The following is a 13,082-nucleotide window of genomic DNA, read 5'->3' on the forward strand; positions in this document are numbered from 1 at the left end:
AACCTTACTTTTGAAGTAAAGGAGAGAAAACATGACTAAAAAAACAATACGTCTGTTAATGCCACAATGGCAAGGGGGAAACAATCCTAATTACTCTTTTGGAGCCGAACTGCTTGCTTGGCTAGCTCCGGATAATGATCAACCCCTTATTCATGTTCCCATTCAAGCTTATAACGGTACTCCGCTTGAAAACGAAAACGGTATGAATGGGAGAAAACAGCTACTTGAACAGTTAGAGGCTGCTCAGCATATCATTGATGCTCATAAGCCAGATCGTATTGTAATGTTTGGTGGTGACTGCTTAGTGGAACAAGCTCCATTTGCCTATTTGAACGAACAATACGGTGGGGAATTAGGTTTAATTTGGATCGATGCTCACAGTGATTTAGTTAGATATGTGGGCTATGATAACGGACATACATTACCGCTCGGAAATCTTTTGGGAGAAGGAGATGAGGAGTTCGCAAAACATGTGAAAATCCCACTAAAACCTGAAAATGTTTTTATCGCGGGATTAGCGGCTCCTACAGAACAAGAAACAGAAGGCATTTCAGAAGCGTTTCAAAGACTAGGGATAGCTCCTGCAGAATCAGACACAGAAGTGATTCAAAGACTAGGGATTAAAACTGCAGGAACCAAAGAGTTAACGAATAGTACTGAATCTATTAGAGAGTGGATTAAAGAAAGTGGCATTAAGCATCTAGCTATTCACCTTGATTTAGATGTGCTTGACCCAAAAGCATTTCGTTCTTTACTGTTCGCCAACCCTGAAGCGCCCTATAATTTTTCTCCCGCGGGAACAATGCAAATGCCTCAGCTACTTAATCTGATTAAAGAACTATCTGAAGAAACAGATGTAGTTGGATTAGGTATAACAGAGCATATGCCGTGGGATGCTATTAATTTAAAGAATCTGCTTGGAGAGATACCTATTTTAAATAAGTAAGTTCATACATGGATTATAATAGAACAATGATCTGCTTAATCATAAAAATACACCTCCGCAAACATAAAGTGCGTGAGTGCATTTTTATGATTAGCGATTTTGACATCCTATATTTGGGATTGTGAGATGTAGGAGAAAATTCAACGAATTTAGTTTTATGAATGAACAGAGCTGAGAAATGACAACTTAAGAAAGTAGTATACATCACAATTTCCAAAGGAGGATATCTGTTATGGCTCACCAGAAGAAAAGGAAAGAAGCAGCCTGGAAGTCACGAAAGCAAGAGCAGCATCCCCATGGTAAAGTCAAATCGCTCAAGGAGCTGTCCAGCGAATAGGAGTGAGGAGTATACTGCTTGAAAGAGAAGGACTGTCGGTGAAATTCATCGGCAGCCTTTTTTTGCAATAATTTCGCTTACAGGAAATAATCCCTTTAATGTTGCAGCTGGATTTACTAATAACTTTCCAGCTATTGCTTGTAAGCTTTTCAGATTGTAGACCTCATTAGGATGAAAACGCTGAGTATGTAGTTATTCATAATATTCTCTTTGTATAACAACCCAATGCAGATAGCGGGACTTGTAAAAAATGTTTTCCTGATGACAGACAGTTGGGGTTGGTTGGGGATGAAGATGCGCAGCGTTCTACTAAAGAGGGTATCTTCTTAAATTCGTTTTTCTACAGGTTGCCTGTTCCGGCTAAGAATTGAAGCATCTCCTGTTCAGGAGATGCTTCTTCTACGTTATGATTGGGGAGTCTGAGATAAGCTGATTTATCAGGATATGATTGAATTCAGGAGACCCTGCTTCACCTGATCCGACAGGGGCATAAGTGGCAGACGCAATTGCTCGGCGGCAATAATCTCTTGTTGGGTAAGCCACCACTTGATCGCGGCCGGGGCTGGCTCTGCAAATACATGCTGGATCATCGGTTCTAGTAGCATAAAACTGTCTCGCGACCCGTTCATGTCGCCAGCCACAAAACGTTGGTATATATCCACATACTTCTGGATATGGAGATGAGCGGATGCAAGCATACCACCGGTAGCCCCCTGGCATAGCATGGCATGGAAATAGGCATCCTCTCCGCAGAGGACAGGCTTGGTCTCGTACTGGGTCAATTTTAAGAGCAGATCAAGACCGCCCGTGCTGTCCTTGAGCCCAATTATGCCATCTAGGTCCAGCACTTTGCGTATTGTATCTACTGTCATGCGACTACCCGTGCGAACCGGAATCTCATATACTAGCACAGGCAGGCCTACACGAGATACGACACGGAAATGCTCCAATATTCCTTCCTGCGTCGGCCGGTTGTAATACGGAGTGACTACCATGGCTGCATCCGCTCCTAATTCAGCCGCCATTTCCGTCCGATGCACCGTTGAATAGGTATCGTTCGTTCCCGTGCCAATGACGATCGGAATGGTTTTATTCATGCTCTTCAGAACATCCTGCGTCACATGTACCATCTGCTTCACTTCATCCCAGGATACGGTTGGCGACTCTCCTGTCGTACCGTTAACGACCAGACCCTGGATGTCATGGCCTGCAAGATAGGTAACATACTTCCGGTACGAATCGATGTCCAACTTATAGTCACGCGTAAAAGGTGTAATCAGCGGTATGAAAATCCCATGAATATGTTGTTCGTTCATCATCATCAGTTATCCCTTCCCGTTGAATTAAATCTAATGTAACATAGGAAACAGGATCAGAGTTATCTATAATAAACGATGATTCTAATCAAAATTTTCGATGGGGTGGCCAGATTGGATTTCATTTATCTTCAAACATTTCGGGAAGTTGCCATTCGTGAAAGCTTTACAAGAGCAGCAGAAGTGCTCGGTTACGCACAATCCAGCGTCACGACCCAGATTCAGAAGCTGGAGAAAACGTATCAAGTTAAATTGTTCGAGCGCTACAATAACAATAAGATTCGTCTTACCTCCGCCGGAGAAGAGCTGTTCAAGCTTGCTGGACAAATGCTGGAGCTTTTCGAGCAATCGAAAGAAAAATTGGCCAAGCAGGGCGGGGGCTCCATGACGATCGGTACTATGGATTCCATCGCTTCGTATTTTCTGCCGCCGTATATGCAGGCGACTCGCAAAGAATACCCAGATTTGAACATACGATTGCACACGGATCGCGAAGAGATGATTTTGCACCAGGTGAGGGAAGGGGAGGCCGATGTTGGATTGATCCTCGCGGACGATTCAAGCAATCCGGCGTTGCAGTGGATTACCATTCGAGAAGAACCGCTTGTGCTGATTGTCCATCCGAACCATCCGCTTATCGCTAAAGAGCGAATCGACCTGAATGATCTGGTTGATGCGGAGTGGATCATGCCCGAGCATACGTGCAACTACAGACAACTGCTGGAGAGAGTGCTTCGAGCAAATGGAATCACCTATCGCGTGAGTCTGGAGCTGGGTAATCCGGAAGCGATCAAACGGAGCATCAAGACTGGAGAGGGCATATCCATTCTACCTCTAATGGCTGCACTGGAGGAGATCGAACGGGAAGAGCTGAAGGTGTTACCCTTTGAGCATGCCGAGCTCAAGCTGGAAATTCAGCTTGTTCTTCATCCCAAAAAGTGGGTGTCCAACGCATTGAGCTTTTTTATGGAGAGCATGAGAATATAGATTTTCCTCCACATCAAAATTAATATACAATACGAGCGCTTCCTAGTAGATACCAGAAGCGCTCAAAGTTAAACGTACCGAAGGATGAGAACTTAGAAAGCAAAGATGAACCAAAGTTTATTCAAATCATCGACCGTATTTTTTCTGGATAATAAGCAATCAATAGTTGTATTCACTAAACCATTCGGTTACTTAATGTTTAATTAGAACAAGATGATCGACCTTACTGCCAAGAATGGTGATTTAAGTTAATGGGAAAGGAAAAAATATAATAATGAGGAGTGATTAGGTGAAGGTTTTGGTGGTAGGTTCAAATGGACAAATTGGACAACATCTTATCCATTTTTTGAAAGAAAACAAAGAACACACAGTCCGTGCGATGGTTAGGAAACAAGAACAAGCTGATGCTTATCATAATGGTTCCATGTTCCTGATGTTTTGGTTTTTAGGCAAGGGCATATTCCATTACTTTATCAAATAAAACTGGAGCCCAAAGAAGAACGAAACAATGATCGAACAGAATTGGGTAATAAATATTGTAGAACATACGCATCAAAAAAGGATTGGGAATATCAAGTAGTTTTCCCAAAAAAACGCCGATATCTCTGTCCCGTAACCTTAAGTTTTTGAAAGATTTTTTAAAAGAGAGAAAGTACTATTCACAATGGTATATAACCCTGTTATCTATCGACTTCAGTGTATTTGGGTCTTGTCCAGTTGACCATCTTGCCTCCACATTCGTAAACAATACAGATCCCCTCTTAATTAAACCATTGATTTATCACCTCATCGCAAAAGGAACATTAATCACCAATCTCAATGAGCTTATTTCATCCCGTAGCATAATATTACTAAACACACAGGTGAACCCCCAAGTAGAAAAAATAGATGGAGGAATGTTGTATGGCATTTAACCAAATCAGGATATATGCTTAGTGTTGTCTTTATGGGAAAAAGTTCAAGGTGGTTACCATAAATCCCCCTCATGTGTGGCTAAGGAGGCCTGATGGTGAGGATCTAGAGATATTTTTTACTGATTTAGTGAATCACCCGACTTTTGTACTGGAAGCCTCGATGAAACTTGAGAAGCAACAAGAGAAGAAGTCATACGATAAAAGTGCTGTACAAATCTCTTCAACTGCAATTTTGGAATACATAAGATGAAAACCTGCTTGTTCTCCATGGATTCTCAGGCTACGAAGCCTACAGGAAGTAGACGAAAGAGCGCTGCTGATGATAAGAAGACCGAATAAGGAGAGCGTGCCATGGAAGTCCGATCCGGACAATTCGTATAGCAGCCATTGGCAGAAAAAAAGGTTGTCCCATAAGTCATAAAAATGACTAGGGACGTCCTGTTCTCCAATTGTAAAACAATAAGAAACCGTTCCTGGGTAAAATGGAGGTACCACCCGACCATTTGAAAGGATATGGTTTCTTTGTACATTCAATATACCATTATGAGATAAAAAGAGGAGTTACGCAGGACTATCCCTCATCCATGTTATGTGGCTTTGTGGCCAGCCCCTCAATTAATGTCTATTCGCTCTTAAACCTTCAATAAATATGCGGTGTAATCCATCAAGAACTCGTTGGCTTGTAAAGCCTTCATCTTGGAGATGGTAATCGATATTGTGAAGCACGGCCAGCAGGGCTTCAATAGTATATGAAATGTCCACCCCGGATACGTCTCCCTGTTCAACGGCCTCATTTAGCAGATTTCTGCTTATATTGCGCATCCATTGACATAACGGAGATTGTAACGGACGATGCCCGGTTGAGGCCCGGCTGACCTCACAGAGCCAAGGAACTTTCGCCTCTAAAAAAGAGACATATCTTACGATTACATGGTAAAGCCGGTCCAAGGCAGCGGTTTCTGGGGATTGATCAAGAAATGCTTGAACTTCATCAAACAAAGGTTGGTATTCTTCATACGCGATCTCCTGACATATGTCGCCCTTATCCGAGTAGCGACGGTATAGGCTTGCTTGTCCTACTCCAGCAGTCTTCGCAATCTGATGCATATTGACATTGTCAACACCGTTTTTGATGAAAAGTTCTCTAGCCGCCGCCAAAATTCGTCTTCGGTTTAACTCCTCTCTGGGAATTTTCAGAGAGACAGATTGCGATTCTGAATTCATCATAAACATCTCCTTTCATCATTAATTTAACTGTTATTTAACACGAAAAACGGACAATATGTCCGTTTTTCGTGTATAGGACATGTTGTCCGTCTTCATATTATAATACATTTCGTGAAAAATTAAAAATACATTCATTTGGGCGACCGATGAGCCTTTTTTTATTTCTTGGTATAGTGCTTTTTGTAAATTGGAGGCAAATGCGGTTCAATGCCCGATAGGTCCATTTCCTTTAAACTTGCGATCGTATGAATAAACTGCTCGTATGCTTTTTTCTTGTCGCTCGTCGTATCTGTTCCGGTTTCGGTTGATGCTTTCCTGCTAACTTCAGAGTTAAGTTGCTTTTGATCCATAGATTACCCTCCATCAAATATAGTCAAGGCTTACAAATCCGGATGTCTCTTGTGCCAGTCTGTATTCATTTCATAAGTATTGCCGATACCTAGTACTGTCGCTTCTTCGAAGGGGCGGCCAATCAATTGCATATTAATCGGCAGACCGGAAGGTGAGAAGCCGCAAGGCATGCTCAGGCTAGGCAAGCCAGTCAAATTGGTCGGAACCGTAAATGAGTTCAATCTAAATACACTAGCATCATCATCTGCACGCGGCGCAGTGATCGGTGTTGTCGGCGTCAACAAGATGTCGATTCCGGACAATGCATTCAAAAAATCATTGACAATTAGTTGCCGGGCCCGCTGAGACTGAAGGTAAATGGAAGCCGGAATATCTCTACTGCTTTCAAGAAACATTCGGACGTCCGGTCCATACTGTTCCAATTCTGTCTCAAGCCACTTCTCGTGGTACGAGTACATTTCCGTCATCATAATGGCCATCGTCGCACTTCTAACATGTTTGATCAGGGGCAGGCTAACTTCGATGATTTCTGCTCCCAGTTCTCGGAATTTATTGATAGCGGCCTTCATCGCAGCTTCCACTTCCGGCATCAAATCCTCGTAATAGTAGCTTGTCGGCAAACCGATACGCACACCCCTGAGACCATTCGGATACATCTTGATACCTGGCGCAGGCAGATCGACAGTCGATTCATCCTTTGGATCGAAGCCAGACATCACATCCAAGCACAGGGACGCATCCATGACACAGCGGGTCAACGGACCCGAGTGGTCCAATGACCAGGCCATTGGAATGATACCATACCGACTGACCCGACCGTACGTCGGCTTCATCCCTACGACACCGCACAAAGCAGCGGGTATGCGGATCGAACCTCCGGTATCCGAGCCTGTGCCCAGATAAGTAAGTCCAGCCGCTAAAGCAGAAGCCGAGCCGCCGCTTGAACCTCCCGTTACAAGTTCAGTGTTCCACGGATTGAGGCAAGGACCGAAGTGCGGGCTAGTTGTTGTCAATCCCGCAGCGAACTCGTGAGTCTGTACTTTGCCTAGCAGAACTGTTCCAGCCTCATGTAGCTTAGCTGCAACCGTCGAATCGTAATCGGGGACGAAGCTGTTCAATATTTTTGAACCGGCAGTTGTTCGGATCCCTTTAGTGTAATATAGATCCTTATGAACGATGGGAATCCCGTGAAGGGGCCCTTTGTACCGACCATGCATAATATCGCGTTCCGATTGCTTCGCTTGTTCAATCGCCAGTTCGGACGTGTGGGTAACGAAAACGTTCAGTTTCGGATTCAAACGTTCGATGCGGTGAAGCGCATGTTCTGTAATCTCTACCGGGGATATTTCCCTTGTTCGGATCCCCTCGGCCAGCTCATGAATAGCAGCAAAGGACAGTTGGAAATTTAATTTACTCATCTATTCATCCTCCGTATCTTTCGGACATGTCGTAAGTCTACCAAACTAATTACCATAGCTTCCGCTACGATTTGCTTTTCTTGCGAATAAGTATGTCAGGATTGCCAACAGGGAAATGGTAAAATAAACAACAGAAAAAGGCATCTTAAGATCAATCAGTCGGCCGACCAGCGCAGGTCCGAATGCTCCGCCTAGGAGATAGGCCAGTGTGAAAATACCCATCCCTACACCCAGCTCAGCCGAACGGAGTGTCGTCGAAACTAAATTGCTGCTAGAGGTGAGGACACCGTTGAATCCAATCATAAGGATAATGATCAATAAAGCGTCGATCCATGGCGGCAAATGTACGGATACCCCCAGTAGTATAAATCCGCTGATGACGAGACTTTGCGATATGACAAGCACGCGGGAGCTTCCGAAACGATCTGTCCAACCTCCGATCCGGGATCCGAGCAAGGCTGCACAGGCGGCACCGGGAAGCATCAGCAGACCGATTTTACTAGTTGGTAAATGAAAGGAATTCTTCATCATGACAGGAAGAGTAAAGGTTAACCCCGTGTTGCATACGAAGGTAAGGAATCCAATCCCTAGAATTCGTCGGTAAGGAGCATTTTTCATGAAAGATGCATCGATAAATGGATGTTCTTTTTTCTGAATATGAGTACCGAACCATAGAAGAACTGCTGCTCCTGCAATGAGCATAAACCAATAGTTCGTAACCCCTAGCAAAACCAACGCCAGTCCCGCGGAGAACAAAACAGCTCCGAGAAAATCGAATGAACCGCGGTCGTGTTTCTTGTCAGGAACATACTTGTATATCAAAGGGATAACAAATAGGCTCAGACTGGACACAATGAACAAAGCACGCCAGCCAAAGTATTGCTCCACGAAACCGCCGAACACAGGCCCGAAGCCGGAAGCAAAGGCAATTGTGGCGGATAAGGTTCCCAGCACCCGTCCCTTGACTGTAGGCTTAAAATACAGGGTTACTGCCGCATAAGACAGGGGAGAGATGGATGAGGCCCCTGCTGCCTGCAGCAGTCTTCCAATGATGACTTGCAAGTATGAAGAAGCTGCAAAAAAGCCGATCATAGAGCCGAAAGCTAAAAGGATTAAACCAATGACATACAGCTGGCGAAAGGAAAAGGACTCCGTTAACTTGCCGTAAGTACCGGCGCCGATAGCCATCAAAATGCTGTAGCCGACCATAACCCAGCTCACCTGCGAGGAGGTGAGGGCAAAGTCAGCGGAAATCGAAGGTATAGACAAATTAAACATGGTCATATTGATGTTTCCGAAAATAATGAGCAAGCAAAGTGTCCCCATTAATTTCCGCTCATTGCCGGATAAAGCCATTGATTGAGTATCCATGGCCTGTCCCTCCATTACAGGAAGTCAGGAAAGGTGCGGCATTTTTGCGCCTGATCTCTATCGTGTCCCAAGAAAACATAGGACGGCCGAACATCCTGAATTAACTCCTGCATGCGAGTAATCGATTTGGCAGCCATCTCTTGATCGAATGTCAAGAACGGTACGCTATTCTCGAAGTTCTCCCGAGTATAAGCAACATCAATTGTCAGTAGCACTGGACCCGACTTTTCCGTTGTGACAAGGACTGATTGATGGCCAGGGGAATGACCCGGAGTGAATAAAATTTGAACCCCCGGAATCAATTCATGGTCACCCTCAATGATTTGATATTGTAAATCAGGCAGCCTGCACTCTAATGGAGAGTAATCCTCATTGTTTATGGCCGCATCATACTCTGCCCTTTGAATAAGGATCGGCGTATTGCGGAAATGCCCGTTTCCCCCAGAATGATCCAAGTGTAAATGGGAGCTAATGACCATTTGAATATCGTCAGGTCGATAACCTACACGCTTTAACACATTTACGATCGAGTCGCCGTCAGACATGTTGGGGACGACGCGCCCTTCACGTCTAGTCCCCTTGTAGTAATCGGGATTGTTGATAAAAGCGTCGGGCATTCCCGTATCGATGAGTATCGGCCCGCTGGTCGTTTCTAATAGAAAAGACCACACAGGCATTCCGACTAATTTCCCGGGGGCAAGGGTTCGATTAACTGCCGATTGATCTAGAAAACATTCACCTACAGGTAAAAAATACAACTTTTTTATATTCATCCCAGTTTCACCCTTCATATTATAAATTCGGACAGTTTGTCCGTTTTGTTTTGATTATATCGGACAAATTGTCCGATGTCAATTTGTCATCGGCGGTTGGGCTTCGGCAAAAGCCTTATACCTGCAACAATTGGTATGTATCTGCTCTACCCTTACGCATCCCGGAAGCAAGAAGAAGATGCAGAGGCAGTTGGCAAAAAGCGATCCGAGTTTATTAGTCATCTGCCACGATTTGAATTGAAAAGCAACGATGAATTTGTATCTGAAGTGAGGTCCGATTTAATCTTACGACGGTACCCGAAGTAGGAGAGGAAATTGTGACAGTGCCCTCTTTTAGTCAGCTTAGAACACTATTTACAGCGGATAACTTCGGAATCATACCGGAACATATTATTAGGATGCGGATTGGATAGAACCGATCCCTGGGTTGGAACTGAAAGTCAGGAAGTGGGTTGGGGAGAAGGACCCGATGACTCCGCGGCCGAAAAAAGATGGAATGATTGAAGATCTGATTACACTTGGACACGAAGGCAGCGGCAATGGCCTGCGGCATTTTGTTGCCGGTAAGCAGATCCAAGCGGGTAGCTACATGGAGGTTAAATTTGGGGACGGCTGGATACCAGGGAGATACGAGTGGTCATTTGAGAAAGATAGCCCGATTAGAATTCACTCCTCTCGGCACGAATGGATTTCGATCCATGAGGGGCATCTAGTCCGGGTAAAAGCTTGAATGTTGTCATGCTGTACACGTTATTGACTTACAGGATCTTGGGGAGTCAGCGGTTACTGTGATCAAATGGTGGAAAAACCACGGCATGGAGACAACTGCAGAGATTTAAAGATTGGTGGGATGAAATGTTTAAGAGATTCAAATTTTGCTTCAGGCTTTATTAAGGGCGTTCGTTTGAAACTGTTTGCATAAGTTTTATATTTAGTTTTCTCGTTGGATTATTCTTGTATTTAGGTCATGCACCGGTTTCATGGTTGTCAATCGACATTATGGCATTCTTCTTGGATTGCTTAGCTTTAACACGAATAGTCTGGTGGCTAAGAGTTCCTGGTAAAGGGACGAATATTTACGGCTATTTTCGGTGGGATAATACGATAGAAATTCATATCGGAAAGGTTAAATCACCAATGGAGTTTCAGCGTCGGATTAGAAACACAATCAAATATGCTTCGTGAAAAAGGATATCTTATTGAATACACTTCCGGCATATTGACGCAGGTATGAGTTACGGTAATACATGAGACGAATTTAGCTATACTTTTTTTGGTATATGTCTGAGACTTTTTTAGCCGGGCAGATCGCCTACAGTTTACTCAAACGGATGTTGTGTCGCTGTTGCGGTTCAGGTAGAACCAGTAGCTAAAAGGAATCTACTGGTTCTCATTTCTCTTCACAGTTATAGAATGACGAGTGATCATATTAGGGTGTGATTATGTTATTGTTGGAGGATAAGTCTCAGTTATAATCCAAAAAAACGTAAAAAGTCTCAGTTATAAAGCAAGAAAGTATCACTTATAACTAGAAATTTTAGGAATGTAAGAATAACTTTTGTCTCAAGTATAGCCATTACTCATAGCTGGAAAGCAGCAGTTTGAACTACACAATCATAAGACTGGGGATTCTTTTAAGTGAAATCGGTACGGGAAAAGTGGCTGCCGCGGAGAATATCACCTATGGCAGCATCCCACGTGAGGATGTAGCCCGTGCCATTATGGCAGCTTTAGATGAGGAGAACACATACAAGCGAGCATTGATCTGATTACTGGTGACGATTCAGTTGTCGAAGCATTGCAAAAAATCTGAAGATGAATGATCAAGTGTGAATCCAAACAATAATGAATTATTTGCACCAATTACTTTGAAGTTTTGAGATCATGCCTAGAGTTGACAAATGAAACAAACATGTTAATGTATATGCTTGTGCATGCATTTTATTGATGCATTTCATAATATAAATCAGAGAGGAGTCTTTCTCACATGAAAGATTTATTTAGTCCCTATACAATTAAAGGTTTGGAATTGAAAAATCGCGTAGTTATGCCTCCAATGTGCCAATATTCGGTTGACAAAAAGGATGGGGTCGCCACAGATTGGCACTATATACACTACGTTAACCGGGCGGTAGGCGGAGCTGGTTTTATCATAATTGAAATGACAGATGTAGAGCCAGATGGTCGTATCTCCGATTTTGATCTTGGTTTATGGTCAGATGAGCAGATTCCTGCTCTCAAACGGATTGTAGATGCTTGTCACAGCTACGGTGCCAAAGTGGGAATCCAGATCGCGCATGCCGGACGCAAGGCGGAAGATGCTGAAGTCCCTGTAGCACCATCTGCTATTGCATTTGATGAAAATTCAAAACAACCTCGCGCGCTTGCAACAGAAGAGGTTAAAAGACTCGTTGAGAAATTTCGTGCTGCTGTAGCTCGCGCTGTTAAGGCTGGATTCGACAGCATTGAAATTCATGGTGCACATGGCTATTTGATTCATCAATTTCATTCGCCGCTTACGAACAAACGGGAAGATGAATATGGTAAAGATCTTACCCTCTTTGGTCGGGAGATCATTCAGGCAGCGAAGGGCGAAATGCCGGAAGATATGCCACTGTTGATGCGTATTTCTGCCAAAGAATATGTAGAAGGTGGATATGGTATTAAGGAAAGCATTGCTTTTGCCAAGGAATACCAAAAGGCAGGAGTAGATATGTTTGATATTTCATCTGGCGGTGAGGGACCTATAGCTGCATGGGGCAGACCAGGAACTCACGCAGCGTATCAAGTCCCCTTGGCAAAAGATATCAAAGAAGCTCTGGATATTCCGGTGATGGCCGTTGGAAGACTGGAAGATCCAATTTTGGCGAATGCAGTTATCGGTAATGAAGAGGCCGATCTGGTTGCTGTGGGTAGAGGGATGTTGAGAAATCCTTATTGGTCACTGGAAGCAGCATCAAAATTGAAAAAAGAAACTGCAATCCCTACACAGTATACTACAGGGTTTTAAGATTGACTGTATACATTACTGGTTGAGCCTGCTTGGGTCAGTAAAACGATTCGAATCAAATAAATTGGCTTCATCAGCAGTGCAACCACAAGGAGAGCAACTTGCGTTTTATGGCGGCAAAGGAGCTCTTGCTAATCATGGCCTGTCAAAGTTAAAAATGATGAACCTCTAGCTATATTCGACCAGGAAAATATTTTAAGACCGAATGCAACGATAAAGGAATTTGAATTGGTCGATTAAGCAAAAAAAGTACGTCCTTTAGACCTTCTGTAAAGTACTCTATCAAGGTACTCTACAAAAGGTCTAATTAATGAACTCTGCGATCACAGAGAGCATCCAGAATATTGTTGCTCAAACCAATTTGCTGGCTGCCTGGGCAGGAGCATGGAAGAAGGTTTCCGTTTGTGGCGGGAGAAGTGCGTAAGATTGCCG

At 43.8% G+C, this 13,082-nt stretch carries 11 protein-coding genes and 2 pseudogenes; 7 read left to right on the forward strand and 6 right to left on the reverse strand.

The window, feature by feature from the left end:
• The first annotated feature begins 31 nt into the window (after positions 1-31).
• Positions 32-946: an arginase family protein gene (locus NLX74_RS20815; RefSeq protein WP_254329855.1), complete on the forward strand. Its 915-nt coding sequence runs from the start codon at positions 32-34 to the stop codon at positions 944-946.
• Between the two features lie 232 nt (positions 947-1,178).
• On the forward strand, positions 1,179-1,283 hold the full coding sequence (locus NLX74_RS20820) for a DUF6254 family protein (protein WP_023988604.1): 105 nt from the start codon (positions 1,179-1,181) through the stop codon (positions 1,281-1,283).
• Positions 1,284-1,720: 437 nt separating this feature from the next.
• Here NLX74_RS20820 and dapA read toward each other — a convergent pair whose 3' ends face one another.
• Positions 1,721-2,605, reverse strand: coding sequence for a 4-hydroxy-tetrahydrodipicolinate synthase (gene dapA, locus NLX74_RS20825; RefSeq protein WP_367997052.1), 885 nt, complete (start codon positions 2,603-2,605; stop codon positions 1,721-1,723).
• 99 nt (positions 2,606-2,704) lie between these two features.
• Here dapA and NLX74_RS20830 point away from each other — a divergent pair, with 99 nt between their 5' ends.
• On the forward strand, positions 2,705-3,586 hold the full coding sequence (locus NLX74_RS20830; RefSeq protein ID WP_416145773.1) for a LysR family transcriptional regulator: 882 nt from the start codon (positions 2,705-2,707) through the stop codon (positions 3,584-3,586).
• A gap of 289 nt (positions 3,587-3,875) precedes the next feature.
• Positions 3,876-3,989 (forward strand): annotated as a pseudogene (locus tag NLX74_RS20835) (NAD(P)H-binding protein); the annotation flags it as partial.
• A 1,126-nt stretch (positions 3,990-5,115) separates the two neighbouring features.
• On the opposite strand, the gene NLX74_RS20840 reads toward NLX74_RS20835, so the two are convergent.
• From NLX74_RS20840 to aiiA, 5 genes are all read right to left on the reverse strand, one after another.
• Positions 5,116-5,724, reverse strand: a complete 609-nt coding sequence (locus tag NLX74_RS20840; RefSeq protein WP_061830913.1) for a TetR/AcrR family transcriptional regulator — start codon at positions 5,722-5,724, stop codon at positions 5,116-5,118.
• Between the two features lie 161 nt (positions 5,725-5,885).
• The gene (locus tag NLX74_RS20845; protein WP_254329856.1) at positions 5,886-6,077 is read right to left on the reverse strand and encodes a hypothetical protein; all 192 of its coding nucleotides are present in this window, start codon (positions 6,075-6,077) and stop codon (positions 5,886-5,888) included.
• 30 nt (positions 6,078-6,107) lie between these two features.
• On the reverse strand, positions 6,108-7,496 hold the full coding sequence (locus NLX74_RS20850; protein ID WP_254329857.1) for an amidase: 1,389 nt from the start codon (positions 7,494-7,496) through the stop codon (positions 6,108-6,110).
• 45 nt (positions 7,497-7,541) lie between these two features.
• Positions 7,542-8,867, reverse strand: coding sequence for an MFS transporter (locus NLX74_RS20855; protein ID WP_254329858.1), 1,326 nt, complete (start codon positions 8,865-8,867; stop codon positions 7,542-7,544).
• 14 nt (positions 8,868-8,881) lie between these two features.
• Positions 8,882-9,640, reverse strand: coding sequence for a quorum-quenching N-acyl homoserine lactonase AiiA (aiiA, locus tag NLX74_RS20860; RefSeq protein WP_165179822.1), 759 nt, complete (start codon positions 9,638-9,640; stop codon positions 8,882-8,884).
• Positions 9,641-10,109: 469 nt separating this feature from the next.
• On the opposite strand from aiiA, the gene NLX74_RS20865 reads away from it, so the two are divergent.
• The 3 genes and pseudogenes from NLX74_RS20865 (at position 10,110) to NLX74_RS20875 (ending at position 12,650) form a co-directional block, all read left to right on the forward strand.
• The gene (locus tag NLX74_RS20865) at positions 10,110-10,370 is read left to right on the forward strand and encodes a hypothetical protein (RefSeq protein ID WP_254329859.1); all 261 of its coding nucleotides are present in this window, start codon (positions 10,110-10,112) and stop codon (positions 10,368-10,370) included.
• An 856-nt stretch (positions 10,371-11,226) separates the two neighbouring features.
• Positions 11,227-11,453 (forward strand): annotated as a pseudogene (locus tag NLX74_RS20870) (NAD(P)H-binding protein); the annotation flags it as partial.
• 174 nt (positions 11,454-11,627) lie between these two features.
• Positions 11,628-12,650: an NADH:flavin oxidoreductase/NADH oxidase gene (locus NLX74_RS20875; protein ID WP_254329860.1), complete on the forward strand. Its 1,023-nt coding sequence runs from the start codon at positions 11,628-11,630 to the stop codon at positions 12,648-12,650.
• The last annotated feature ends 432 nt before the right edge of the window (positions 12,651-13,082 follow it).

Origin of the sequence: Paenibacillus sp. MZ03-122A (genome assembly GCF_024213325.1) — a bacterium.
Classification (GTDB): Bacteria; Bacillota; Bacilli; order Paenibacillales; family Paenibacillaceae; genus Paenibacillus; species Paenibacillus polymyxa_B.

Coding starts and splice junctions, on each gene's coding strand:
- dapA (WP_367997052.1), bottom strand. CDS start 2,605: ATGATGATGAACGAACAACATATTCATGGGATTTTCATACCGCTGATT.
- NLX74_RS20850 (WP_254329857.1), bottom strand. CDS start 7,496: ATGAGTAAATTAAATTTCCAACTGTCCTTTGCTGCTATTCATGAGCTG.
- aiiA (WP_165179822.1), bottom strand. CDS start 9,640: ATGAATATAAAAAAGTTGTATTTTTTACCTGTAGGTGAATGTTTTCTA.
- NLX74_RS20845 (WP_254329856.1), bottom strand. CDS start 6,077: ATGGATCAAAAGCAACTTAACTCTGAAGTTAGCAGGAAAGCATCAACC.
- NLX74_RS20820 (WP_023988604.1), top strand. CDS start 1,179: ATGGCTCACCAGAAGAAAAGGAAAGAAGCAGCCTGGAAGTCACGAAAG.
- NLX74_RS20875 (WP_254329860.1), top strand. CDS start 11,628: ATGAAAGATTTATTTAGTCCCTATACAATTAAAGGTTTGGAATTGAAA.
- NLX74_RS20865 (WP_254329859.1), top strand. CDS start 10,110: ATGACTCCGCGGCCGAAAAAAGATGGAATGATTGAAGATCTGATTACA.
- NLX74_RS20855 (WP_254329858.1), bottom strand. CDS start 8,867: ATGGATACTCAATCAATGGCTTTATCCGGCAATGAGCGGAAATTAATG.
- NLX74_RS20840 (WP_061830913.1), bottom strand. CDS start 5,724: ATGAATTCAGAATCGCAATCTGTCTCTCTGAAAATTCCCAGAGAGGAG.
- NLX74_RS20815 (WP_254329855.1), top strand. CDS start 32: ATGACTAAAAAAACAATACGTCTGTTAATGCCACAATGGCAAGGGGGA.